This window comes from Neobacillus sp. NPDC093182 (genome assembly GCF_044754045.1).
Window position 1 is genome coordinate 228,897 of sequence record NZ_JBIVOI010000002.1, and the last position, 26,332, is coordinate 255,228.

Genomic DNA, 26,332 nt, shown 5'->3' on the forward strand with positions numbered 1-26,332 from the left:
CCATTTTACCACCTTTCTGCGAAAAATCCTTTTATTTTTTTTGGAAATTCGATGAAATTCGACAAAAGACTTCCGGAACGTAAAAAGGACTTGGAATAATCCAAGTCCTTTTTACACATTTCGCAGTATTGAATTAGCTTACTTTCTTAATGGTTTCTTCATTTTCATTTAACTTTGAATGTCTGCGTCCATATCCAAAATACACCAACAAACCAATTACAAGCCATACACCAAAGCTTTTCCATGTAGCCGCTGGAAGCTGGAGCGCTAAATATCCACAGAATATGAATGCCAATATAGGGATCAATGGTACAAAAGGTACACGGAAGCCTGTAGTTGGCGCTTGCTTATTTTTTCGAAGATATAAAATTCCAATGGAAACTGTCATAAAAGCAAATAATGTTCCAATGTTCACTAGTTCCGCAAGCTTATTTAACGGTAACACACCTGCAAAAAATGCTACTAACACGCAGGTAATCCACGAATTCACAATCGGTGTTTGTTTCTTTTTATCTACCTTTGAAAACACTTTTGGCAGTAAACCATCACGAGAAATGGCATAAAACAGCCTTGATTGTCCATAAACCATAACAAGTAACACGGTTGTAATCCCTGTGATTGCTCCTAATGAAATAAAACCTGCCACCCAATCCTGGTTAATGTAATTAAGTGCAAATGCGACTGGATTTTTTACTCCAAGTTCTGTATAAGGAACAATTCCTGTTAAGATAGCAGAGACAGCAATATACAAAGTAGTACAAACTATTAATGAAGCAATGATTCCAATTGGCATGTTCTTTTGTGGGTTTTTTACTTCTTCTGCTGCCGTGGCAACAGCATCAAAGCCAATATAGGCAAAGAAAACAGTTGCGGCGCCGGTTACAACACCTGAGAAGCCAAAAGGCATAAAAGGAGTCCAATTTGCTGGTTCTACATACCAAACACCAACAGCAATAAATAGCAGCACTACAGCGATTTTAATGACAACCATGATTGTGTTAAGACGTGCAGACTTTTTAACTCCTTGTGTCAAAAGCATAGTGATAAAAAAGATTATCGCAATAGCTGGAACGTCAACAAAGGTTCCATTCGCCGGATCATAAGCACTCGATATAGCTTTTGGAAGGTTAATTCCAAACCCTGAGAGAAGCCCCTGAAAATAACCCGACCAGCCGCTAGCAACTGCAGAAGATGCAAGCCCATATTCAAGGATTAAAACCCAGCCCAATATCCAAGCGATTAGTTCTCCGAAGGTCGCGTAACTGTAGGTATAGGCACTGCCTGATACCGGTACGGCTGAAGCAAATTCCGCATAGCACAGGGCAGCAAATACGCAGGCAAGTCCTGACAATATGAATGAAATGATTAGTGCCGGCCCTGCATGCTCGGCTGCTGCAACTCCAGTTAAAACGAATATTCCTGTTCCAATAATCGCACCTATCCCCAGCATGGTTAAATCAAATGCACCTAATTCTTTCTTCAAGGTTGTATCTTTTTGTCCAACCTCCCTAATTAAAGCTGTAATTGATTTCTTCCTAAATAAACTCATGTCTATTACCTCCACGACCCAAAGTCGAAATGTTCTGAAAAAGTTCTTCTCAAAAATGTATATCGGTATAATATAATTAATTTATTAATAAAGCAATATATTTTGAAAAATTAATCATTTTCCTAATAATGCCATTACAATATTACACCTATAGTTATTTTTAACTATTTCCTTAACTATATTAATAAAACATCAAGATATACGGCGGTAAATCCCTTCCAACACAAAAAAGCTAACCCCGCGACTAAGCAGGCTAGCTTTGTATATCAAATATTGAACATTTCCTTTTTGCCTTCTGGAAGTATCATGGTAACTTCTGTTCCAAAACCAAGTTTACTTTTATAAGATACCTTCCCCTTCATTGTTTCGATAATTCTTAAGGATACCGATGTTCCTAAACCTGTTCCCTTATCCTTTGTCGTATAAAACAATGTTCCTATGCGGGCAAGCTGTTCAGGATTCATCCCTTTACCAGTATCGGTAATATAAATATATGCCTGGTGTTCCTTAAGCTTGTAGGTTATGGTTACGTTTCCACCTTCAAGGGTTGCTTCAATCGCATTTTTTATCAAATTCACAAGTGCTTGTTTCAACTGATTCCGGTCAGTCGTAAGGTGAAAATTACTTGGATCAAAGCTGCTTTCTAATTGTACTCCTTGCTTTACAGCAAGAGGTTCAAGAAGAATTTTGACCTCTGATAGCACTTCAACCAAGGGAAATTCCTCTAATTTTTCAAATTGAGGTTTCGCAAAGTTCAAGTAATCGTTTATGAGTGACTCTGCACGGCCCAATTCACTTAATACAAGAGATAAATATTCGTAATTCCTCCCTTTTTCATTCTGCTGCATAAGCTGTAAAAATCCTTTAACAACGGTTAGAGGATTTCGCACCTCATGGGCAATTGAAGCAGCAAGTTCACCTAATGTATTAAGCTTTTCTGCTCTTTGTATTTCTTCCTTCATCCTTACTTTTTCCACTAATCCTTCATTCAGCTTAGCTGCAATCGCAATCGCTATCGTATCGATCATTCCAACGATTAATAAATCTGGAATTTTCGTATTAATGGTAAATGACTGACCTTCGACGCTGTGGAACGCAGTTAAGGATAAAAAGCAAACAAGCAAGGACCAGGCGCCGATTGCTGCGGTGATAAGTACTCTTTTATTTGGGGTGAATTTCCAAAATCTATTCATGATAAAGAAGGGAACAGCTGCAATTAAAACAGTATTCACAAGACCAAATAGAACGGTTTCTCCTCCCATGATGATTCGCGCCGTAAAAACAGTCGTGAAAACCATTCCTCCGGCAACAGGACCTGCATATAAAAAAGCTATGATTAGGGGAACATATCGCAAATCCCAACTAAAACCATAATTAGCATATGAAAAAATCATACAGGTAAGAGCGGATATACTTTGTAATAAGCCGCAAACAACAGGAGAATCGAGTTCTCTTTTATTATCAGTGAGAACACTATAAAGCAGAACTGGTGAGATTGTAATAAGCATATTCAAAAGAAGTTTTTCCGCTAACATTTAATTGCCTCCAAGAAACATCTCTATGATAAAAAATACGACAAAAAACCTCAGTATCCTTCAATCATATTTATATTTCTTGTAATTTTTTATCGATTTTTCCCAGAAAATATTCCATAAAAAACGTAACATCTTCGGTCTTCATCTATCTCTCTTGAGTCAAGTTCAAACTCCATAAATTTACCGTCCTTTTGAAGGTAGATAAAGTCTGAATGAAGCGTAGCCAGTATCTCTTCGTGATCCCAAACATCTTTTCCTTCCAGTAATATAGATCTTGTACCATTCAGTTCCCTGACTTCAAAACCAATATGAGAATAGATCGTATTGGAGGAATCATTGGTGTAGCTTTCTTTTGTTACATACAAAACTGCCGTTCCATCCGGGTCCATAGCAGTTGCGTTTACCGCGTATGTCTCGCCTTCTTTTACGAAGAATTCGCATGTCATTCTTGCCACTGCTTCAACATGAGTAATATTTTGATAATTCCATAAGGCAGGATAGTTTTTTATCTCGTCATCAAGTCGATACTCCAACCTCATTTACCATCCCTCTTTTCTTTTTCTTTTTATCTTACCATTGTTTTCCTGAAATTTACTTTTATAATGTAATTATAACGAAGAAAAGCATAGGCGCCTTGCCCAGGGGCGACAGGCATAAGACGGGCCGGCGAGAAGGTTGGTCTTTACCTTCTTGACGGATTGGCTTATGACCCCGAGCCCCTAGGCGCTGAAGCTAGACATTAAAAAGGAGTGTGAGAAGGTGAAGAAAACCCAATGGTTAATCACTGGCGTTCTTACTTCTCTTATGGCTGGAACCACCTTGTCCGGGTGTTCCCAGGCACAGGACCTACCCCCAGTACCAGAAGACACAGACTGTGCTGATTGGGAATGGGATGATGATGAAGGAGTTTGGCAATGTGATGATACCCGCTCGAGTCACTATGGCCACTTCTTTTACGGGGGATTGTTTTTCCACAGTAGATCGGCATTATTAAATTCGTCTGCTTACAAGTCTTATAAGTCTTCCTCTAGCTTTAAGGGCGGATTTGGGAGCGGATCAAAAGGTGGATTTGGAGGTTAATCACACATGTCCACGTACACAAAGGACCGAAAGCATTTTTACTCCCAATTTCCTGACTTTTGGTCAAACTTATACGGAAGTGAATACAGTCTATACCATGTTTATAGTATTACAGAACAGACACACACCCTTTTGAAGGATGCAACGGAACGAATGGGCAGGGTATTTTTTAAAACAGCAGGTCTCCTGCGCAGTCTTGAAGACGAACAGCTTCTTGAACTTGGTTTTCCTGCCGCAAGTCTTCCATTTCTACGGATAAAAAGTCTTTTTCCTGAATCGGTTATCTCTCGATTTGATTTTGCTTTGACAAGTAATGGTGTAAAAATGCTTGAGTTTAATGCTGACACACCTACTTTTATCGTAGAATGTTTTCAAATCAACGGGAAAGCTTGTTCAGAATTCGGCTTATGTAATCCCAATGAAAATCAAGAACGGCTTCTTGCTTCAGGTATTACAAAGGCTGTCCTTGAATCCGCAAAGGGCTATGAGTCTCCTAATGTGGTGTTCACCGCCCACCGCGACCATATAGAGGATTGGAATACAACGGCGTATCTGAGTCAGTTATGTAATGTTCCTAATCAAATCATTCCCCTATCAAACCTGCATATTACGGACGGTGCACTTTTAGACTCTAATGGTGTACCCATCGATGTTTTATATCGGCAGACCTATCCTCTTGAACATTTACTGGAGGATCGAGATCCAACTTCAGGGGATCTCGTAGGAGTTGAATTATTACGACTTGCGAAGGACCGAAAATTATCAATAGTAAATCCTGTTTCAGCATTTCTGCTGCAGCCAAAATCCATTCAGTGTCTGATATGGGGCTTGGCAGAAAATGATGGATTTTATACGAAGGAAGAACAAGATTGGATAAAAACATATATGCTGCCGACCTATCTCGAAGCAGATGGATTTTCAGGTACTGCTGCCTATGTCCAGAAACCCTCATTCGGCAGGGAGGGAGATACCATTACCATATGGGATACATACAGCAAAGTTGATGCTCAAAATCCCTTCCAAACATACAATCATGAACTGCCTGTTTATCAATCGTATGTACCTCTTCCTGTTGTTGCACTCGAAACGGAAAAAGGTATCGAGGAACTTTCTCTGGTATTTGGTTCGTTCCTTATTGCCGGGAAACCGAGCAGTATTGGAATCCGTGCTGGCGGAAAAATCACAGGCAATGAATCTTATTTCTTACCAGTTGGAATCGAAAAGCGGAGGTGCCTTGTTCAGGGGCGACAGGCATAAGGCGCGCTGGCGAGAAGGTTGTTCTTTAACCTTCTTGACAGATTGTATGACATGTGGAGGCGACTGCCATGGGACGAAGGCATAAGACGACCCCTACAAGAAGGCGCTTTTTGCCTTTTTCAGGGGGATGGCTTATGACTCGAGTCCCAAGGAGCCGCAACTAGACACACTTATGACCCGAGCCCCTAGGCGCCGGAGCTAGACAGTAATCTAAGTTCAAATTGATAGTCCTAATTATTTTTAAAAAGGAGGAGTTTAATTGTTAGATTTCATAATATATTTGGCTGTTTCATTAGCTTTGTTACTGGTTGGACTCTTTTTAATGGAAATCACCACAAAGGTAAAGGAATTCGCCTTAATGGCGAAAGGAAATAAAGCAGCAAGCTATGTACTAGGAGGAAGACTACTTGGACTGGCGATTGTTTTATATTCGGCACTTGCCAACTCCATCTCGCTAGTAGATATGGTCATTTGGGGAGCAGTTGGAATCGCGGCACAGATTATTGTCTTCTATCTTACTGAATGGCTGACCCCCCGCCGTTTTAATGTATCCCAGAGCATTGAAGAAAATAACACGGCAGTCGGTCTTTTTCTCCTATTATTGTCCGTATCTATCGGAATTGTTATTGCTGGTTGTTTGACATATTGAAAAAACGCATCCTCTTAGATGCGTTTTTTCATAGCTTTTGATATGTATTTTTATCACATATGATAAATAATCTAGCTTCCTTTGGGATCGGGTCATTCCATTTCTTGAGGATGTTCAAATCATTCCTGTCAGCTATTAGCTGTGCCCCTTTTTCTTTAAGTTGTTCATATGCCGTGCCATACGTTTTCCACTGAGGACTTACGCTGACTTCCCAAAGATCACTCCCGCCATCTCCATCCTGTCTGCTTAACAATTGCGTAAATAGATGACTGGCTCCCTTCATTTGGGCAGACTTCGCCATTAGGTTAGACACAGACCCATTTGATAAAATAAACTCATCAATCTTAACATGCTTAAAATTATCGACATGCTTTTCGTTTACGATTTCTGCGATCGTATAAATACTTTTTTCCGTTCCGTCATCATAACGTTCAATAGATGAAGCCACTAAAAGAGTCTTTCCATCCACTAAGTCAGGATTAGCAATACCTTCTGCTGCAAACAGTAAAACCGCTTGGGAATTTTCAATTCTTGCCTTTCTTAATGTCTCTGCATCTGTCGGACTTCCTTGAATATAATGAAACCGTTCATGCTCAAAAGGAGTCTTTTCTAATTCATCTATCAATACGATATCCGTTTTTTCATCACATAGTATTAGTTCTTTAATCGTACTCTTACTTTTTGCAGTCCATCCGATGATGACAAAATGATTTTCACCTTTATAAAACAATTTCCCCTCCTCCTTTCTCCTTTTGTACTGTGAGACACCTTCTACAATCACCCCAATGACCGTACCAAATAGTCCGATACCTAATGTATAGACGACAATCATCGCCCAGGTTCTTCCTGCTTCTGTAGTAGGATATACATCACCATAGCCTACCGTAGTCATCGTAGTAAGAATCCACCACACTGCATGCAAGCTGCTTTCAAAGGTCTTAGGTTCTAATACTCGCATAATTTCTGCATTTACAATAATAAAAAGCAAGGTAAACAGAATGATTGTTCGATAACGATAGCGCGAGACTGTATGGAATAATTTTCGAAAAAAGAGCATTTTACCCCTCCCTTCCTTTTCTATCACTATAATTTCTACTTACGGCTCACTATTTCCTTTTTTTGAAAGAAAGGCACTATTATGGTCATGCCAAATTTTCATATTGACATATTACACAACAGGGTGTAATATTATTAATTGTGCTTTAGATTTTATGTAACTTGTAATAGATAGATAACGCAATGTAAGAATTTTTTCTGGCATTCTGCTTATGTTTTAAAAGTAAAACTTATTCACGCTGGATCGGCTTCGGAGCCGTAAGGACGTAAGAGAGGCAGGGCTTACGTCGTTTAGGTATAAAACCATCAGGTGGAAGAGTAACCGCGGCAAATTGGTCTTTTAATACCATTTATTATATATAAATACTTACCTTGCGATGGCTGACAATCAGAAACAACCATTCACAAGTTACAATAGTGGTCCATCTAGGATCAAAGCAAAAGAAGGCAGAGGATATGATTCCTCTGCCTTCGTCCAATTTTATTAATTATAACCTCACTCCCTTAATTTTCCGTACCACTTGATTGATAACTTCTGAAAAAACAAGACCAAATGCGATTGAGCCTGATAATAACGTTACTTTTGCAGCTAATGCCATGGCTTGAAAATAATCGTCCTCGACAAAATTCCTCATTGTATCATATGCCAGACCACCAGGAACTAATGGAATGATTCCCGCAACGCTAAAAATAATGACCGGTGTTTTATAGAATTTAGCTAACTCCTGACTGACTATCCCTACAAAAAGAGTGGCTCCAAGTGTGGCTAAAACAGAATCACCTGTATACTTTTCCGCTATATAATAAATAATCCATCCACCCATTCCAACAAGTCCGCATTTTACTAACGTCTCCTTCGGTGCATTAAAAATGACTCCGAAAGCAGCTGTTGCAATAAAGCTTGTGATTAATTGTCCAATGATATCCACATTAAGCCTCCATTTACAAAAAAGATAACACTACTGCTATTCCCGATCCGATAGCAAATGCTGTTAACAATGCTTCCGCACCTTTAGATAATCCCGAAACTAAATGTCCTGCCATTAAATCTCTTACCGCATTAGTGACTAAAAGACCAGGTACTAACGTCATGACGGACCCGATAATAATTTTATCCAGCTGCTGTCCTGCTCCTATTTTTACAAGGAAAAAGGATAGTAATCCAATAATGAATGAGGCCAAAAATTCCGAGAAAAACTTCACTGGTATGTAGCGGTGAATGTATAAAAAGCCGAAATATCCTACTCCTCCAGATAACATCGCTGGGATAAAATCAATCCACTCACCCATAAACATAATCATAAAACAGCCGCTGGCAATGGAGGCAGCCGCAACCTGAACCATAAACGGAAAGGTAACATTTAAGGCGTCAAGCTCTTTTAGAAGTGTTAAAGCTGATTCGAGATTTAATTCGCCGCTAGTAATCCTTCGTGAAATACTATTTACCATAGCTACCTTTTTCAAGTCAGTAGACCTTGTTGATATTCGTATCAACTTTGTTTTGGTTGGTTCAGTACCTTCAGCTGAAAAAATAATCCCTGTTGGAGTTACATAACTATGTGAATTTTCAATTCCAAAAGCAGCAGCGATCCTCATCATCGTATCCTCTACCCGATAGGTTTCTCCACCGCTTTGGAGCATTATTTTTCCGGCAAGCAAACATACTTCCATTATTTCATATGTACGTGTTTTTTCATTTTCCATCTAACCTTCACCACAATTACTCTTTCTTTTTATGATTTCCTAAGTTTAATCAAAAACTTTATTTTTATCAATAAAATAGACGCCAACCGTATAGGCAGGCGTCTATTTTATGTTATTTTTTATAATGTTCTTTTAACTTCTTCATCCATTCTTCTTCAAAGGCAGTTGATTGACCCCAGCCTGGAATAATATCAGCAAGGTTCACCATATTAACCGGTTCTGTTGACTTTTGAAGGTCTTCTTGTGAGATTAATGACGCTTCAAGATCAAATGTCTGCGGCGTTTCTTCACCTGCTAGTTTCTTTGCTAATAGTCTCATATTAACCGCACCAATGACCTTTGGATCCACTGCAGCAGTATACTTCCAAGCACTGCCTTTTCTTTGAATTTCTTGTAAATCCGCATTCGAAACATCGATACCATAAAGCTTAACTTCTTCTCTTCCAGCTTCCTTAAGTGCACGTGCAGCACCAATCGCAAAAGCATCCCATGTGGCAAAAATCGCATCCAGTTCACCTTTTGGATATTTGTTCAACATAGCCGCAACTGCATTCTGTGTTTGTACGCTTGTGTCAGCAGAAGCAACACCAAAACGCTCCACTTCCTTGATTCCTGGGTTCTTTTCTAAAACATCCTGGTAAACTTTATTCCTGCGAACCATTGGCGGGAATCCATCCACCCATAAATAAGCGATATTGGCTTCACCATTTGTTTCTTTCACTAATTGCTCTAATGCCAGCGTGGCCAACGCTTCATCATCCTGTGAAGTAAGCGTAACTCCATCCACTTTTGTCAGGTTCGCATTGGAGTCAAATGCAACAATGCTTTTTCCAGCATCGACGATTTTTTTGACATCATTGATAGTCGCATCATCGTCACCATGGGAAATAATAAATCCATCATAGTCTTGGTTTAAAGCTTGGTTAATTGCGTCATGAAATTTTGCTGTATCTCCATTCGCCGTAAACACATCTACTTTGAACCCTAGCGCTTCACCCTCTTGCTTGGCACCAGCTAGGAATTGGGCAGTATGATCGTCCCCGCCGATTTTTCGAATTACCTTAATTTTTGGCTGTTCCCCTTTTGCAAAACGCTCCGGAACTCCCTCAATTGTTGTATTTCCAGTTGCTTGCTTTGTTTCTCCTCCAGAAGCACAGCCTGTAAGCAATAGTGTTGCTGCAATCGCAGATACAAATGTGCTCTTAAAAAAATTCTTTTTCATGTTAAAAGCTCCCCTTTTTTGTTTTACGTGCGTTCCTACCAACGTTGCTCCTAGGAGGGTCTTTGAAAAAACAAAAAACCTCTCCAGAAAAGAGAGGTTTCATCACAAAATAAGGACTACTCCTCTCTTATCTCTCAAAACAATTCCTTGTTTTGCAGGATTTAGCACCAATTCCTTCCGGAACGGTTGCTGGGCGTCATCGGGCCAGTCCCTCTGCCACTCTTGATAAGAGAACGTATTATTTACTTGTTTAAAGTATTAAACTAAATTTAATCTCCTATTAACAATTTGTCAATAGTATTATCTAAATATTTTTAATTGAAAAACTTATTGGTAGTCATCACATTATCCTTTCCACTTGCCAAAAGATAGGTGTTTTACTTTCTTTAATTTGAAAATTCGGTATTATTATAGAAAAAAGCAGGGAGCTCCTGCTTTTTTTATTTGCTGATATTATTTTGGAGATTGGAAAAATCCAAATCCTGATAATAACTATTTTTAACTAAAATATTAGGACCAAGACATGACACAGCAGGACAATGACAACTCAATTCCTTAGCAATCGCAGAGGATTGCCAGTTTTCATACGCATCCGTCAGCTTGGTATTTTGAACATTCCCTAATGGCGGGGTATCACCAAAATCCGTTACGATTATATCTCCATTAAAAATGTTAACATTTAGTCGCGAACGGCCATCAGGATCATTTCTTACCGTTACATTTCTACTTTGAAAAAGTCTAGTTAACAGTTCTAAATCCTCTGTTTTATGGCTACATGCATAAAAAGGAAGCGTTCCAAAAAGCATCCATACATTTTCATCACGAACGTCTAATAAATGATGAATAGCTTCCCTAATTTCAATCAGGGATAACGTTTCCAGATTACTTGCAAAATCACTTGGATACATAGGGTGAATCTCATGCCGCTGACAGAGCATCTCATCGACAATTTGGCGATGTATTTTCTCCAGATGAGGTAATGTTCGTTTGTTAAGCATTGTTTCCGCGGATACCATTACACCAGCCTTCACTAATTCCCTGCTGTTTTCTATCATTCTAGTAAAATACTTTTCACGCTGCTTGTAATCAGGCTTGTTTGCCATCCTAGCAAATCCACCCTCAACAAAATCATCTGCCGTTCCCCAATTATGCGAGATATGTAAAACATCTAAATAAGGAATAATTAATTCATAGCGTGCTAAATCGAGTGTTAAATTCGAATTAATTTGCGTCCGAACACCGTTTTCATGAGCATACTTTAATATTGGCACCACGTAATTTTTTATAGAAGACAGGGAAAGCATCGGCTCGCCGCCTGTGATACTAAGCGACCGGAGGGTTGGAATTTCATTTAACCTATGCAAAAGCAAATCCACCGGAAGTGCTTCGGGGTCTTTTGTTTGAAGGGTGTACCCTACTGCACAATGCTCACAGCGCATATTACATAAGGTTGTAGTCGTGAATTCAATATTGGTAAGCTGAGGTTTTCCGTATTGCTTTATATCATTATAAGCTTCCCACGGATCATTTTCAGGGGTTATTTTTTTCAAATCGGACATAGTAAACTCCTTAAAATCAGTATTAGAAAAACCACTTCATTATAGCTGAAATATGGATATTATGGTAATTTAAAGTCTTTCAGAAAAACTTATGTTATTATTTAATCTATTATTCTATTCATGCATAATTTACTGTTCCTTTATTAAAGCTAAAGAGATAGTATTTTTTAAACAGTGGATGGTGATGTACATATGGAAATGCCACTCTTAAGTGAAGTCGAAAAGCTGGCTTTAAAGAAGGTAAAAGTCTTTAGACAAAGCCTGTTACGGTATATTTTAAGAGCTATGCTTGCAAGTATGTTTATCGGTTTTGGTGTAATTGTTGCTTTTAAGACTGGTAACTACTTTTATTTGGAACATTCCCCTTTTGCCTACCCGATGGCTGCCCTCACCTTTGGGTCTGCGATTATATTAATTGCCTACGGCGGAGGAGATTTGTTTACTGGTAATACCTTTTATTACACCTATGCAGCACTAAGAGGCAAAATGGCCTGGTTAGTAGTTACCCAGCTCTGGGTTAGCAGCTACATTGGAAATATTTTAGGGGCAGCAGTTTTCGCACTTTTAATTTTTACAACAGGTCTTTATGAAGAATCATCGGTTAACGGCTTTTTATTGAGTGTTGTGGAAAAGAAAATGCAAGTTCCCACAATGGAATTGTTCTTTCGAGCAATTCTATGTAATTGGCTCGTTTGTCTAGCTTTCTTTATCCCAATGGGTCTAAAAGGCGACGGACCAAAAATGTTTTCGATGATGCTTTTTGTGTTCTGTTTTTTCATTTCCGGCTATGAGCACAGCATTGCCAATATGTGTACATTTGCCATTGCGTTAGTGTTAAATCATCCAGGCACCATCTCCTGGGACGGCGTTGTCCATAACCTAGTTCCCGTTACAATTGGTAACTTGATTGGCGGAGGTATATTAATGGCCTGGATGTATCATTTTGTGAATAAACCTTTTTTGGATGAGTATAAGGAATAATAACAGCCGTATGATTTTCATACGGCTGTTTCTTTATCGACAAATTCCCGGGAAATATCAACAAATTAACACGGCAGACGACAATTTATATAACTATTTTCTTTTACTTAAAAAATATAGATAACCCTTAATCATAAAATAACTTATTTCCTCAGGTAATTGTTCTTTAATTGGTTTTAAACGATCTCTGCCCGCCTCTTCAACTGCTGTATGCAGCAATGGAATGTACTCCGCCGGAATAAGACGGGTGAAATCTACTTCCATTCCTTGTTGAGCACATTGAATTAAATGATTCTCAACTGTGCTAAGCGCCAACTCTCGTTTTTCGGCTATTTCCTCTATGGATAAGTTTTGCTGGTGCAACTGAAAAGTCTCTAAGTGTGAATCGCCAACAGCCTTTTTTGAGATTTTTTTGGGGGCAGCTGCTATATTCCTCTCTGGCTTTCGGTCAGGGTTTGTTTCGCAAAAAGAACGAATTGCTTTTATAAAATCAAGCCCATATTTTTTTAATTTGTGTTCCCCAACACCGCTTACCGTTAGAAATTCTTCATTTGTTGTTGGCAATTTGGCACACATGTCCTTAAGAGCAGCATCAGAAAAAATCACAAAAGGCGGCACATTTTCCGTTTCCGCGATTGCTCTTCTTACCTCTCGTAAGGCTTCAAATAACGGGTCATCCTTTGAAATTTCTCTGACTTTAACCGTTTCCCTGCGATGAACAGTGTCCTTTCCCAGCAAAACGTCTTTCCCTTTAGGAGAAACATATAAGGTTGGGAATTGTCCTTGTTCAATCGCGATTATTTCTTGTGAGATTAAGAACTCAATAAAGTCACTGACTTCTTTCGTACTTTTTTCCTTCATGATTCCATAAGTGGTTAATTTATCAAAACCCATTTCCGTAACTTTTTTATTTTTTGAACCGGTTAATACTTGAGCTGTAAGTGTTTTACCAAATCGCTGTCCCATCCGGATCAGACAAGACATCACCATTTGTGCTTCTTTCGTTACGTCGATGCTCGAGCGCGAATCAAGGCAATTACCGCACCGTCCGCATGACTCTGTTTCTATTTCACCAAAATATTTTAAAATAAACTCTTGTAAACAGTTTTCTGTATGGCAATAATCAACCATCTGCTGCAGCTTCTCTAATTCAGCATGAATGCGTGACCGGTCGCTGGATTGATCAATTAAGAAGCGCTGTACCTGCACATCCTGGGAGGAATAAAGGAGAAAACATTCACTATCAAGTCCGTCTCGTCCCGCACGCCCTGCCTCTTGATAATAGCTCTCCATATTTTTCGGAAGTTGAAAATGGAGGACATATCGAATGTTTGACTTATCTATTCCCATCCCAAAAGCTGATGTTGCAACCATAACAGAGGCTTCATCTTTTAAAAATCGATCCTGCTCACGAATCCTCTCGGCGTCCCCCATTCCTGCATGATAACGGGCGACATTGATATTTTCTTTTTTAAGTCTTTCATAAAGCTGGTCAACGTTCTTCCGAGTCGCTGCATATATGATGCCTGCTTCTCTTTCATTCTTTTTCAAATAATCCCTTATAAAGTGAAGCCTGTCTTGACCTTTAATCACAGCAAAAGTTAGATTCTCTCGTTCGAAACCAGTTATGATTGAATTTTCTTCATCGATATCAAGTGTTGCGCAGATATCATCTCGAACCCTTGGTGTTGCGGTTGCAGTTAGCGCTAATACATTGGGTTTTTGCGGAAGACTATCAACCATGTGCTGGATATGGCGGTAGCTTGGGCGAAAATCATGTCCCCATTGTGAAATACAATGAGCTTCATCGACTGCAACCAATGGAATGTCCATTTGTTTTAGATCCTCGATAAATTCACGTGATTCTAATCTCTCTGGGGCTATGTAAAGGAGCTTGTACATTCCTTGTTTTGCTTCACGAATTCGTTCATTTGCTTCGTTGTAACTTAGTGAACTATTGATAAAAGCTGCTGGAATTCCTACTTGTACGAGGGCATCGACTTGATCCTTCATCAGTGAGATTAACGGGGATATGACAATCGTGGTACCTGGTAAAACAAGTGCAGGAATTTGATAACAGATCGATTTTCCTCCGCCAGTTGGCATAACACAAATTGTATTTTCTCCAGCTAAAACGGATTGGATGGCACGCTCCTGCCCATTTCGAAAGGATGAATAACCAAAATGAGATTCTAATAATCGTTGAGCTTTTTCAAACAACAAATATGTCTCCCCCTTCTACTATTTAGTCTTCTATCATTATACCTCTTTTTAGATGTATCCGAGAGTATTTTCTGTTATCCGCAACTAATCTCCGCTATCAGCAACTAATCTCCGCTATCAGCAACTAATCTCCGCTATCAGCAACTAATCTCCGCCATCCGCTAGTATTTCTCGCCATCCGCCAGTATTTCCCGCCATCCGCCAGTAAATTGCAAAGAAAAGGCCGCTGAGGTAAACTCTACGACCTTTTTTCATTATCATCCCTGTGTAAACAGCTCTTCTAACTGCTTCCGCAATACAAATTTTTGAATCTTCCCGCTTGCATTTCTCGGCAAGGCTTCACAAAATACATATTTACGCGGGCGTTTATAGTTTGCAAGACTATCACTGTTTTTACAATAGTCTTCAAGGTCCTGCTCAGTCAGCTGAGGGTCTTTTTTCACCACGAAAGCGGTAACTGTTTCACCCCAGCGGTCATCTGGCTGGCCGACGATCGCCACATCCAATACACCTTCATGTGCATGTAGTACATCCTCGACCTCACGCGGATAAATATTCTCTCCTCCGCTGATGATCATGTCATCCACTCGGTCATTGACATAGAGGAAGCCCTCTTCGTCTAGATAACCGATATCGCCTGAATGATACCATCCTTTATACATCGATTTTTCTGTCGCCTCTTCACGATTAAAGTAGCCAATCATCATACATGGACCTTTAACAATAATCTCCCCTGTCTCCCCAACTGGTACTAAGTCATCCGGATCTGATGGTCCATCCTCTCTGGTACGAACTACGCGAATATCATGATTAAAAGCAGCTTGCCCAGCTGATCCTGCCTTTCTAAGCTGATCCTTCTCAGATAAGAAGGTGATAGCAGGGCCCATTTCTGTCATCCCATAGGCCTGAACCAGTCCGATACCGAATCGGTCATGGAGAGCGCGAACAAGGGACGGCGCCATTGGAGCAGCACCATATAAACCTAGCTTTAGACTTTCCGTATTAAACTGGCTTAAATCTTCTTGCAATAGCATGTTCCACATAGTTGGCGCGGCAAAAAATTTCGTAATTTTCTCTTGCTGAATTAATTGTAAGATGACTTTTGGATTAAATTGATGAAGTATGACGTTTCGTGCTCCAGCCTGAATTCTTGGCAAAAAGGCACAGTGAAGCTCGGCACAATGGAACATTGGTGCGGTAACAAGTCCAACATCCTCCGGATCCAGCTTTTGAGCAGCAATACACAGCATACTTTGGTCGACCATATTTCGGTGACTATGCATGACGCCTTTTGGTCTGCCAGTGGTCCCGCTTGTATAAATAAACGCATAAATGTCATTTTCGTTTACTTCAACTTGAATGTCTCCGCATGAAGCTGAAGCTATTTTTTCCTGATAACTCGCTGCATAGGCTGGTGTTTCCTCGTCAATGAACCAAAAGGAAGTGGTATTAAAACGATTTTCTATCGCCGAGATTACAGATTCCAGCGCCTTTTCAAAAAGAACGACCTTAGGCGTCGCATCTGAAATAATAAAGGCCACTTCCTCAGGTGTTAAGCGGAAGTTGATCGGATTGAAGATTGCACCAAGTTTTGCACAGGCAAAGAATGCTGTCCCTAATTCTTCAGTATTAAACATGAATGTGGAAACACGGTCGCCTTTTTTGACGCCTTCCTTCACCAACGCATTAGCAAGTCTGTTTACCTGCTCGCTCCACTCTTTGTACGTATAGCGGACATTTTTCCTAACATCATAAATCGCTTCCTTGTTCGGGTATCTTTTTACCGTTAAGTCAAAAATTTGTCCGATAGTAGTTGTCATCGTATCTCCTCCATTTATAACCCAAGATTTTTAGCAATAATTGTTTTCATAATTTCATTCGTACCAGCGTAAATACTTGAAACCTGAATATCGCGGAATCTTCTCGCAATCTCGTATTCTTCCATATATCCATAGCCGCCATGAAGCTGCAGGCATTCTCCCGCAATTTTCTTAGCGGTATCAGTCAGCCTCCATTTCGCCATCGAAACCTTTGTTACCACATTTTGACCGTCCATATGTTCAGCTATTAGCTGATCTAAAAACGCTCTCCCCATTTCTACCTCGGTAGCCATTTCTGCAATTTTAAACTGTGTATTTTGAAATTGGCTTATAGGTTTTCCGAAGGCTTCACGACTTTTCACATAGTCAATCGTCACCTGAAGCATTACCTCTGCTGCTATTTGTGCCGCAATCGCAACAACGAGCCGCTCCTGCTGGAGTTTATCCATCATATACAAGAAGCCTTTGCCTTCTTCACCAAGCAGATTCTCCTTTGGAACTCTGCAATCTTCAAAAATTAGCTCAGCTGTATCCTGACTATGAAGCCCCACTTTGTTCAGCTTCCTTCCTCTTGAAAAACCTGGAGTATCCCGTTCAACGAGGAGCAGGCTCACCCCTTTATGCTTTGGGACTGCATTAGGGTCTGTTTTACAAGCTACAAGGATTAGGTCTGATTGTATTCCATTAGTTATAAAGGTTTTTTGCCCATTCACTATATAGTGGTCTCCCTCAAGCTTTGCTGTGGTTTTAATATTAGCAAGGTCAGATCCAGTGCCAGGTTCGGTCATAGCAATGGCGGTAATCAATTCACCTGTAACACATCTAGGCAGCCAGCGCTGTTTTTGTACCTCCGAGCCGAAAGAATTGATATAAGGAACAACAATATCATTGTGCAGACCCATTCCTACTAGACCAGAACCTACTCTCTCTAACTCTTCATTAATAACAACAGAAAACCCCCAGTCGACACCACTGCCGCCATATTTCTCATCTAAATCTGGACAAAGGAAACCCTGGGCCCCCATTTTTCTCCATAAGGAGCGGGGAATCATTCTCTCCTCCTCCCATTTCTCATAATGAGGTACAGCCTCTTTCTCTAAAAATTTTCTTATTGATTTACGAAAAATTTCATGGTCTTCAGTTAAATATAGATGTTGTTTCATTGTGAACGCCTCACTTTCTACTAGTAACCAAATCCTAAGCTTTCACTTGATTCAATTTTTGACGAAGCCGATATTTTAATATTTTCCCAGAAGCATTTCTTGGTAATTGCTGTTCAAAAAAGATTCTTCTTGGAACCTTGTAGCCTGCGAGCTTCTGACGGCAAAAGATTTTCAACTCCTCTTCATTAATGACAGCCCCTTCTTTTGGAACAATAATGGCGCATACCGCTTCACCCCATGTTTCGTCAGGCAGTCCAATAATGGCCGCATCTAATACAGCTGGATGCTCAAAAAGAACACCTTCGACTTCAACAGAATAAACATTTTCACCGCCAGTAATAATCATGTCCTTTTTACGATCAACAAGGGTAATATAGCCTTCCTCATCAATGGTTGCTAAATCGCCTGTATAGAGCCAGCCATTTTTTATTGTGCTTTTCGTTTCTTCTGGTTTTTTATAGTACTCTTTCATAACCATCGGGCTATTAATAATGAATTCACCGACGACACCTGGTTTAACGTCATTTCCTTGTTCGTTGACCACACGTGTCTCTGTTAGAAAAATGGGCTTTCCTCCCTTGCCAAGATGGAGCTTATGCCCCTCTGGATCAAGTAGAATTCCTCCAGGTCCCCCTTCGGTCAAGCCGCAAAGATTATAGAACTGATCGGTTTTAAATAATTGAATACTCTTTTTTACTAACTCTGGTGCCATCGGTGCCGCACCATATCCACATCTTCGGATGGAGGATAAATCGTATTCTGCTGCATTGGGAACCTGTAGTATGAAATTAAACATAGCTGGAACACCAAAGAAGTGAGTAATTTTATGTTCTTGAATGGTTTGAAGTGTTTTAACTGGATGAAAATCACGATGGATGATATGCGCTGCCCCTAAAGCAACACCTGAAATTAGGAAAAGATTTAACTGTGCAGAGTGGAAAAGTGGAGCTACATGAAGGATACGCTCATGTGGACGCAATCCCATATTAATTGTTACAGATATTGCTACATTAAAAATCCTTTTATGGTCAAACAATGCTCCTTTTGGCCGTCCTGTTGTCCCTGAAGTATACAGGATTTCCAAATCATCTTCTTCAGAAACTTCAATTTCGGGTTCAGTTTTATCGCCAGATAAAGCGCTTTCATATGATCGGTAGCCTAATGTTCTTGGTTCGCCGATGGTAATCACGGTCCCAACATCACCATCCTCTTTAGCGGTGGTGATGATTTCTTCAAACTCAAGGTCACAAACAACAAGCTTTGCTTCTGATTGCTTTAGTATGTAGTGAACTTCGGAGGAGGTTAATCGAAAATTAACGGGTACTGCAACTGCACCGATTTTAGCGATTGCAAAAAAGGTGAAAACAAAATGATCCGAATTTTTCATCATCAAGGCAATTTTATCGCCCTTCGTTATCCCCATTTTTAGCAGACTATGAGCAAGTCTATTTACTTCCTCATTAAATTGACGGTAGGTATAACTGCGGCCTTCACATTCAATGGCTAACAACTCAGGGAACTTCCTGGCATTTTGAGATAAAAGACTCCCAATATTCATTCTTGTTTTCCTCCTTTTTTTAAAAAAATCACCCCAACTTATTGTAACAAAAATATAGAATATTTAGAATATTTTAGTAAAAAATTATTTACTACTTTCATTCAAATAAAAAGGTCAGCCCCTCTTTCGCTTGAGGACTGACCTTTTGTTTATGATACAATTCTTTCCTTCGGTGTAACTCTTTTTTTCCTGACTTCCAACATAGTTAAAACGATGGCCATGATTAAAAATAGACTACTTATCCGGAAGAGATTTGCTGTATCAGTGAATTGGGCTATTGTTCCGAAGATAAGACCGCTTAATCCGATTCCTAGATCGATTGATGAAAAGAACATTCCATTCGCCACACCTCTTCGATTTTCGGGTGTCATGGACAAGGTCCAGGATTGTAAGGTTGGTAAGGCACAGCCAAAACCGAGTCCAAACAAACCGCCTGCTACAGCAAGCATGAAATTGGTTTGTGCAAAGGAAAGGACCCACAACCCAACAAAGGTAGCTGCAATACAGAAGTAGACCATGGCAATCGGACCTTTTTCATCAAACCACTTTCCTGCAAACGGTCTAGCCGCTGTAGCAACAATTGCATTAAGAATATAGAATAAAAAGATTTGGTCAATGCCTCTTTCTTCCCCATAGATGACGATAAAGGTTGAGACTGAACCATAACCAAGACAAATAATGATCGTAATAAAAGATGGGTACCAGCTTGATTTCTCCACTAGCGAACCCAGATAGGAAAATTTAAGATTTTCCTTCTTTGTCTTTAATACCGCTTCAGGTGTTTTGTAGCTTACAAGGGCAAGCAGGACTACAGAAATAAATCCTAGTATGCCTGAAATAATAATGAGATTGGTAAAAGAGGTAACATTATATAAAAAGATTCCTAGACTAGGAGCAATAATGAAACCAATAGTGGTTGAAAGCCCAAAATAGCCCATTCCTTCACCCAGCCGTGAAAATGGAATAACATCGACTGCAGCTGTTCCATTCACCGTTGTTGACCAGCCCCACGCAAGACCATGAATAAAACGGATAAACAAGAATATCACGACAATTCTTGAAATTGGATATAGGACGGTAATGATTAATAAAATAACTGCTCCTATTAATACAAGCGCCTTCCTTTGCTTGTATTCGAGCATGTAACCAATAAACGGTCTTATGAGCACAGCACCAATCGAAAACAATGCCGTAACAAGTCCAATTTCCAGCCCGGATGCACCTATAGATTTTATGTAAGGCGGTAAGGTTGGAATAAGCATTTGGAAGGACATAAATACAAAAAGATTCCCAACCATCAACATAATAAAAGATTTCGTCCACAAACGTTCTTTCAAAGAAACACCCCTGTCTAGAGGAAAATTAGTTTATTTCGTATCACTAAATAATAGCACAGAACCTTAGAAAATAAAAATAAGAAATTATTCATTTTCGCTATTTTTCTTGTGTAATCGTTATCCTTTCTCAGTAAATTCAGGTATCATAAATATAAGTAATTGAGAAATAATGGAGGAAAAATATGCAAAAGAGAAAAATCGTTATTACCAATACTTTGAACCAAGATCTAATTGAACAAATAAAAGAAATCATCCCCGATTGGACGATCATTGTGGGTAAAGATAGGGATATTTGGCAGGAGCATTTACACGATGCGGAAATTATTGCAGGCTGGAAAAAGGGGATAGAAAAAGAGTGTCTTGCTCCCCAATCAAAGCTTAAGTGGCTCCAAACCTGGAGTGCAGGAGTGGATAGCTTGCCGCTTGAATCCTTGGAATCCAAGAATATTATTGTAACCAGTGCGAATGGCGTGCATGCTTATCCAATATCGGAAAGTATCTTTGCATTAATGCTTGGCTTAACGAGAAAAATCCATACATATGTGAAAAATCAACAAGAAAAGAAATGGCACCATTCCGGCATAAAGCTGGAAATGCATGGAAAAACGATTGGAATTATAGGAATCGGAGCCATTGGCAAGGAAACTGCAAAAATTGCTAAAGCCTTTGGTATGAAGGTCCTTGGTGTTCGCCATTCTGGAAAACAACAGGAAAATGTCGATGAAATGTACACGACTGAACAACTAGACATGGTGCTCCCCAGCTGTGATTATGTAGTTGTCACACTGCCACTAACCAAAGACACCAAACACTTATTTGATTCTAAAAAATTCAATCTTATGAAACCTTCTGCTTTCTTTATCAATATTGGGCGTGGTGAAATTGTAGTTGAAGATGACTTGATTACTGCATTACAAAACGTAGCCATAGCCGGTGCAGGTTTAGATGTGTTTGAACAAGAACCATTAAGTGTTGATAGTCCATTATGGGAAATGGAAAATGTGATTATTACCCCGCACACTGCAGGTTCAACAGAACATTATAATCAAAGAGTAATTGAAAATATCCTAATACCTAACCTAAGAAACTATATTTCTGGCACCCTCCCTTCTGTTAATCCTGTTGATTTTTCTAAAGGCTATTAGTAGAGGAGCATTATTATGCAGCACGTTACAATAGAAAAAACGAGGAGAAAGAAAACAGTACTTCTATCTTTAAAAATGATAGTTGCAGCTATTGTAATTGTCCTGTTAGTCATTAATTTATTTCCAGTCAAACAAATCAAACAGAAAAGCTTTTTTAATCATAATCGCCCATTAGTCATTGCCCACCAAGGCGGTGAGTTGTTGGCACCTTCTAATACCATGGCTTCCTTTGAGAATGCTGCTAACATGAGAGTGGATGTCCTTGAAACGGATATACATATTACCAAGGACGGTCATTTAGTTACGATCCATGACCCAAGTGTTGACCGGACAACCAATGGAAAGGGCAATGTTGCAGACCTTACTTTAGCAGAACTTCAAGCACTTGATGCTGGTTATCATTTTAAAAACTTAGATGGCAGCTATAGTTTCCGTGGTAAGGGTGTCTATATCCCAACGGTCGAAGAGTTGTTTCAAAGATTCGATGACATGAAAATAGAGATAGAAATAAAAGATGATAACCCGCCTGAAAGAATAGAGGAAATTGCTTCGAAATTGTGGAAACTGATTGAAAAATATCAGATGGAAGAAAAAATAATAATCGGTTCATTCGACCAAAAGATTCTCCAAACGTTTGAAAAGTATGCAAAAGGCCGTGTTGCCATTACAGCTGGAAGACAAGAGGTTAAAAGCTTTGTTGTCTTTCATAAATTCTTTTTACGAAATCTTTATGTACCAAAAGTCGATGCCTTCCAAATCCCTGTTGAGGACAGCGGCTTTGATTTAACAGACCAAAGGTTAATTGACGGGGCACACCGTCTTGGAATGAAAATTCATTACTGGACGATTGATGACCCAAAAACCATGGAAAAACTGATTGACGCAGGTGCTGACGGCATATTGACAAACCGGCCAGATTTATTGCTCAAATTGCTTGAGGAAAAAGGTTTGTAAATACTTGGCTGCACTATTGCTGCTAGCAGCCCTGCCTTTTGAGAAATTTCTATAAGAGTTTTGTTTTAATAAAAATATCATGATATAATTCACCAAAAATAGGAAAACAAAAGGGGTAATTGGATTGGATTTCACAAATATAAGTATATTAGCCATCATTCTAGCCGTTGCAGCCAATATGGTGATTGGAGCACTCTGGTATTCTCCTATTCTTTTCTCTAACATTTGGGTAAAAGCTCTAGGTAAGAAAATGGAGGACATTGACCCAAAAGGGGCCTATGTGGGATATGGATTAACCACACTCGGAGGAATTTTCACTGCAGTTGTTCTTTCCCTTTTTATTCAGTTATTGGATACGGTGACCATTTTAGATGGAGCTTTATTCGGATTTCTGATTGGTTTAATTGCTGCATTTAGAGAATTATCCCCTACTTTCTTTGAGAGTCGTAACTACACTCTATTCTTCATTAGTGCAGGCTATCATGTGGTGGCATTGACGATTATGGGAATCATTATAGCGGCTTTTGTTTAAAAGTAAAGGGTGCCCCGCTGTGAGGCACCCTTCATTTATTAATAAATCGTTTGTACACCCTTGCCAGCTATTGTAGCCCATTCAAATTGACGTAATCTAACTTCAAATAGTGTCAATGGATCACGGAACATTTCTGGGTTCGTATTCATCTTTTTCAAGATATCTTGGTTTGTCGATATTTGAGAAAGTGATTCTTCGATCGCTTCATTAAGGGTCTTCAATGGCTGTCTAAAGAACAAGGTAATGTCTCTTTCCAGTGATTTTTCAAATAGCTCAAACTGTTGGAAAAAACGTTCAATAACAATCTCAGTTGGTTCAGAATAGCTATCATTTTTCACAAAGGCTTTGTATTTATTATAAAGCATCGCTTTATTTTGAGATAATGCCCCAAAAAGCTTCCCTGCACTTTTTAATAAAAATTGTGATGGAGTGTTGCGAAGTAAGATATTTACCTTTTCTAATTGGAATCGGCTCGTCATTCGATCCGTATCCCGATGCCAATCATCAAGTACTTTAAAATCACATTCTGTCTTAATTCGTTCTTCCCCATATAAGCTATTTAAACCTTCAGCCATCTCATTTAGAAATTCTTGTCCTTGCTCGAATTCCGCTTTACTGCTGCTAATCCATTCTTGAAGTGATGTATAATATTTCGGCATAACACTTCGCTCTAGGTAATCTTGTATTCTATTGTTCATCACATCATTCAGTTCTAAATGAATCGTACTTATGTTGCTGTCTTCTTTGATTAACTCCGAGCATTCCTGAAGTATTTTCGGTACTTCAATAGAAATTTCATTTTGAATGGATTCCTTAATGGAACGGTAAGATCTAGTGATGGCTTTTATTTTTTGCGCCTCAGCGTCCTTTAATTGATTAAGAGCTCCATTTAACTTCATTACCACTTCTTCATTCCAGCGGACCGACTCAATTAATTGATTCTCAACATCAATTCTCTTTTGCAGCAGCCTGGAAATAGTAGTCCGTATGAAGAATAAAAGCTTAGCTAAGCGCTTGTCTGCTATGTTTCTAGTATCCTTGATTGATTGGATAAAGCCCTTTAATTCGACTAATTGCTGTCCCCTTTCATACTGGGAGGAGTAGGCAAATACCTGTGCCTCAGGTAAATAAGACTGAATCTTCGACCTTGTTTCATCGAAAATCCTGATTGCATCCTGCTCATTCACAATCGTATCCATCTTATTTAAGAGAAAGTGGACAGGAATATCAGGTGCAAGCTCATTAATTTGTGATAGAACACCCTTCTCTATCTCGGTAAAAGGTGCATTTGCATCTAAAACAAATAATAACGTATCGGCCATTTGGACATTCTGCAGTATTTCATATCGATCTTGACGGCTGCCTTTTAATCCTGGCGTTTCAACTAATGCGAGCTTCTGCTCATATAAAAATGGAAATGGCTGTTGAAATTCGATAATCGACTCATAAGCATTCCGGCGTCGATCCATACGCTCTTGAAAATGCGTAAAATCCTCGAGTTGAACGGTTTCCTGATCAGTTATTTCATAAATATTCAGGTCTTCAAAGTCTTTAAACATTACGAGTGATGACGTTGGGCTATCCTGAATTTCTTCACCTAGAATTGAATTAATGAAAGCAGACTTTCCACTTCCGCTTAAGCCAGTAATGAATAGGTGATGGATGTCAAAATCATTCAACTGCTGAACCATCCATTTTAAGTGGTTATTTTCACCCATATCATTTGTTTTTGCCCAGCTAATGATTGCCTCGAAGAGACTTAAACACTCCTCCAACTCGTCAATATTACTTTCTGTTTCACTAATAAGATTTTCAGCATCACTGACAATCGACATACTTATACTTGTTGGAAACAGCTCATTCCATGACAATACTGCCGATGATACTAAGACTGTATGCTTTGGTGCAGATAATCTCAGCCAATTTGTTAAAAGGTCTGGTACTAGATCTTCCAGGGTTTTAATGGAATAGTCTCCATTGATTAAACTAAAATAAGTTTGATAATGAAGCTCTGAAAGGTGTTCAAAGTTAAGGTCTCGGCTAATATCAAGATTAAATAGCAGATGATTTACCTCTCTCAGCCATGTAAAATATGAATCTTCATCTTTGTAACTTTTCCAAAGGGAAATTGTAAGCTCTTCAAACTTATCCTTGTCTAAACTATACAATTCAAAGATTGCTTGTATAAAATAATTTGGACTCAAGCCTTTTGTAAGGTCTTTCTTTACATAAGAATTCACAGTCTCAAACCAATCGATTGAACCTGTCCGCTTCGCTTCATTTACTGCCAGCTCTATGGCATTATCCCAATCCTGCTGATCCTCAAAATAGGAACGTGCAATATCTGTGACATTTGGGTAATCTGGGTTTGTATCAATCGTTCTTTTGATTATCTCAACTGCTTCCTCACGCTTTCCCCGATCAATGTAGAGTGAAAAAAGCTGAAGAGCCACTTCTGTCTTGAATGTAAGATTATTGGTTTCAATCGAAAGATAAAGATCCTCTGCGTTTGAAAGCAGACCTGATTCATAATAAGCATCGGCAATATTTTTTCTTGCCCATATTTCGAGTTCCCCAGAAATATTTTCCCATTTAAAAATCGCTGCTTCAAAATCACGGTTATGAAAATAAATTTCACCTTGGGCAAAGCGAATAGATGTTAAATCGGGCAGGTCCTTCTGGAGTTCTTCCTGGTAAGCGTCACCTAATACACGAATTGGCTCCACGTTCTCATGTTCATTTATATACATTTGATAATACGATTTATTAATTAACTGACTCTCTAACGTCATGACTGTCCCTCCAATTACCACCGCTTCTATGTCATTCATATGGAAAAGAGGCAGAATTATTCCTTTATATAATACGAACTGCGCTCTCATTTTAAGTCCCAAATTATATCAATTTTATCAAACCATTTTTTTATTCTGGTTTCAGTTATATTTCATTTAGGATACAATACTTTTAATTAGACTTCTACTTTTTGCCAATCGACAACAAGGAGCATT

21 protein-coding genes and 1 riboswitch are annotated in these 26,332 nt (G+C 39.2%); of the genes, 7 read left to right on the top strand and 14 right to left on the bottom strand.

Annotated features, from left to right (window positions below; all coding sequences use genetic code 11):
• Positions 1-133 precede the first annotated feature (133 nt).
• The 3 genes from bcaP to ACIQAA_RS05735 form a co-directional block, all read right to left on the bottom strand.
• The gene (gene bcaP, locus ACIQAA_RS05725) at positions 134-1,549 is read right to left on the bottom strand and encodes a branched-chain amino acid transporter BcaP (RefSeq protein ID WP_402616162.1); all 1,416 of its coding nucleotides are present in this window, start codon (positions 1,547-1,549) and stop codon (positions 134-136) included.
• Between the two features lie 266 nt (positions 1,550-1,815).
• Positions 1,816-3,084 (bottom strand): ATP-binding protein, encoded by a 1,269-nt coding sequence (locus tag ACIQAA_RS05730; protein ID WP_402616165.1) that lies wholly within the window; start codon positions 3,082-3,084, stop codon positions 1,816-1,818.
• An 89-nt stretch (positions 3,085-3,173) separates the two neighbouring features.
• Positions 3,174-3,623, bottom strand: a complete 450-nt coding sequence (locus ACIQAA_RS05735) for a hypothetical protein (RefSeq protein WP_402616168.1) — start codon at positions 3,621-3,623, stop codon at positions 3,174-3,176.
• 265 nt (positions 3,624-3,888) lie between these two features.
• On the opposite strand from ACIQAA_RS05735, the gene ACIQAA_RS05740 reads away from it, so the two are divergent.
• The 3 genes from ACIQAA_RS05740 (at position 3,889) to ACIQAA_RS05750 (ending at position 6,070) form a co-directional block, all read left to right on the top strand.
• Positions 3,889-4,164 (top strand): hypothetical protein, encoded by a 276-nt coding sequence (locus tag ACIQAA_RS05740; protein WP_402617089.1) that lies wholly within the window; start codon positions 3,889-3,891, stop codon positions 4,162-4,164.
• Between the two features lie 6 nt (positions 4,165-4,170).
• Positions 4,171-5,421, top strand: a complete 1,251-nt coding sequence (locus ACIQAA_RS05745) for a glutathionylspermidine synthase family protein (protein WP_402616171.1) — start codon at positions 4,171-4,173, stop codon at positions 5,419-5,421.
• Positions 5,422-5,680: 259 nt separating this feature from the next.
• Complete coding sequence (locus ACIQAA_RS05750) at positions 5,681-6,070, top strand: DUF350 domain-containing protein (RefSeq protein WP_402616174.1); 390 nt, start codon at positions 5,681-5,683, stop codon at positions 6,068-6,070.
• A 28-nt stretch (positions 6,071-6,098) separates the two neighbouring features.
• Here ACIQAA_RS05750 and ACIQAA_RS05755 read toward each other — a convergent pair whose 3' ends face one another.
• From ACIQAA_RS05755 to yfkAB, 5 genes are all read right to left on the bottom strand, one after another.
• Positions 6,099-7,127 (bottom strand): ion channel, encoded by a 1,029-nt coding sequence (locus ACIQAA_RS05755; RefSeq protein ID WP_402616176.1) that lies wholly within the window; start codon positions 7,125-7,127, stop codon positions 6,099-6,101.
• Positions 7,128-7,614: 487 nt separating this feature from the next.
• Positions 7,615-8,055 carry a threonine/serine exporter family protein gene (locus tag ACIQAA_RS05760; protein WP_402616179.1) on the bottom strand — a complete coding sequence of 147 codons (441 nt, stop codon included), beginning with the start codon at positions 8,053-8,055 and terminating at the stop codon, positions 7,615-7,617.
• 13 nt (positions 8,056-8,068) lie between these two features.
• A complete protein-coding gene (locus ACIQAA_RS05765) occupies positions 8,069-8,830 on the bottom strand; it encodes a threonine/serine exporter family protein (RefSeq protein ID WP_402616182.1) in 762 nt (253 codons plus the stop codon).
• Between the two features lie 112 nt (positions 8,831-8,942).
• Positions 8,943-10,052 (bottom strand): sugar ABC transporter substrate-binding protein, encoded by a 1,110-nt coding sequence (locus tag ACIQAA_RS05770; RefSeq protein WP_402616185.1) that lies wholly within the window; start codon positions 10,050-10,052, stop codon positions 8,943-8,945.
• Between the two features lie 124 nt (positions 10,053-10,176).
• A riboswitch (SAM riboswitch) is annotated at positions 10,177-10,284 on the bottom strand.
• A 208-nt stretch (positions 10,285-10,492) separates the two neighbouring features.
• Positions 10,493-11,611, bottom strand: coding sequence for a radical SAM/CxCxxxxC motif protein YfkAB (yfkAB, locus tag ACIQAA_RS05775; protein ID WP_402616188.1), 1,119 nt, complete (start codon positions 11,609-11,611; stop codon positions 10,493-10,495).
• A gap of 192 nt (positions 11,612-11,803) precedes the next feature.
• Here yfkAB and ACIQAA_RS05780 point away from each other — a divergent pair, with 192 nt between their 5' ends.
• Positions 11,804-12,592 carry a formate/nitrite transporter family protein gene (locus ACIQAA_RS05780; protein ID WP_402616191.1) on the top strand — a complete coding sequence of 263 codons (789 nt, stop codon included), beginning with the start codon at positions 11,804-11,806 and terminating at the stop codon, positions 12,590-12,592.
• Positions 12,593-12,685: 93 nt separating this feature from the next.
• Here the strand turns inward: ACIQAA_RS05780 and recQ are convergent, their stop codons facing one another.
• The 5 genes from recQ to ACIQAA_RS05805 all read right to left on the bottom strand — a co-directional run bounded on the left by recQ (position 12,686) and on the right by ACIQAA_RS05805 (position 20,693).
• On the bottom strand, positions 12,686-14,812 hold the full coding sequence (gene recQ / locus ACIQAA_RS05785; protein WP_402617091.1) for a DNA helicase RecQ: 2,127 nt from the start codon (positions 14,810-14,812) through the stop codon (positions 12,686-12,688).
• A gap of 260 nt (positions 14,813-15,072) precedes the next feature.
• Entirely contained in the window at positions 15,073-16,635 is a 1,563-nt protein-coding gene (locus ACIQAA_RS05790) for a fatty acid--CoA ligase (RefSeq protein WP_402616194.1), read from the bottom strand.
• A 14-nt stretch (positions 16,636-16,649) separates the two neighbouring features.
• The gene (locus ACIQAA_RS05795) at positions 16,650-17,798 is read right to left on the bottom strand and encodes an acyl-CoA dehydrogenase family protein (RefSeq protein WP_402616197.1); all 1,149 of its coding nucleotides are present in this window, start codon (positions 17,796-17,798) and stop codon (positions 16,650-16,652) included.
• A 34-nt stretch (positions 17,799-17,832) separates the two neighbouring features.
• Positions 17,833-19,356, bottom strand: a complete 1,524-nt coding sequence (locus tag ACIQAA_RS05800; protein WP_402616200.1) for a class I adenylate-forming enzyme family protein — start codon at positions 19,354-19,356, stop codon at positions 17,833-17,835.
• A 149-nt stretch (positions 19,357-19,505) separates the two neighbouring features.
• Positions 19,506-20,693 (bottom strand): MFS transporter, encoded by a 1,188-nt coding sequence (locus ACIQAA_RS05805; RefSeq protein WP_402616203.1) that lies wholly within the window; start codon positions 20,691-20,693, stop codon positions 19,506-19,508.
• Between the two features lie 182 nt (positions 20,694-20,875).
• Here ACIQAA_RS05805 and ACIQAA_RS05810 point away from each other — a divergent pair, with 182 nt between their 5' ends.
• From ACIQAA_RS05810 to ACIQAA_RS05820, 3 genes are all read left to right on the top strand, one after another.
• A complete protein-coding gene (locus ACIQAA_RS05810) occupies positions 20,876-21,838 on the top strand; it encodes a D-2-hydroxyacid dehydrogenase (RefSeq protein ID WP_402616206.1) in 963 nt (320 codons plus the stop codon).
• 15 nt (positions 21,839-21,853) lie between these two features.
• On the top strand, positions 21,854-22,792 hold the full coding sequence (locus tag ACIQAA_RS05815; protein ID WP_402616209.1) for a glycerophosphodiester phosphodiesterase family protein: 939 nt from the start codon (positions 21,854-21,856) through the stop codon (positions 22,790-22,792).
• 124 nt (positions 22,793-22,916) lie between these two features.
• Positions 22,917-23,324, top strand: a complete 408-nt coding sequence (locus ACIQAA_RS05820; RefSeq protein WP_402616211.1) for a DUF1761 domain-containing protein — start codon at positions 22,917-22,919, stop codon at positions 23,322-23,324.
• Between the two features lie 38 nt (positions 23,325-23,362).
• Here the strand turns inward: ACIQAA_RS05820 and ACIQAA_RS05825 are convergent, their stop codons facing one another.
• On the bottom strand, positions 23,363-26,116 hold the full coding sequence (locus tag ACIQAA_RS05825; protein WP_402616214.1) for a dynamin family protein: 2,754 nt from the start codon (positions 26,114-26,116) through the stop codon (positions 23,363-23,365).
• Positions 26,117-26,332: the final 216 nt, after the last annotated feature.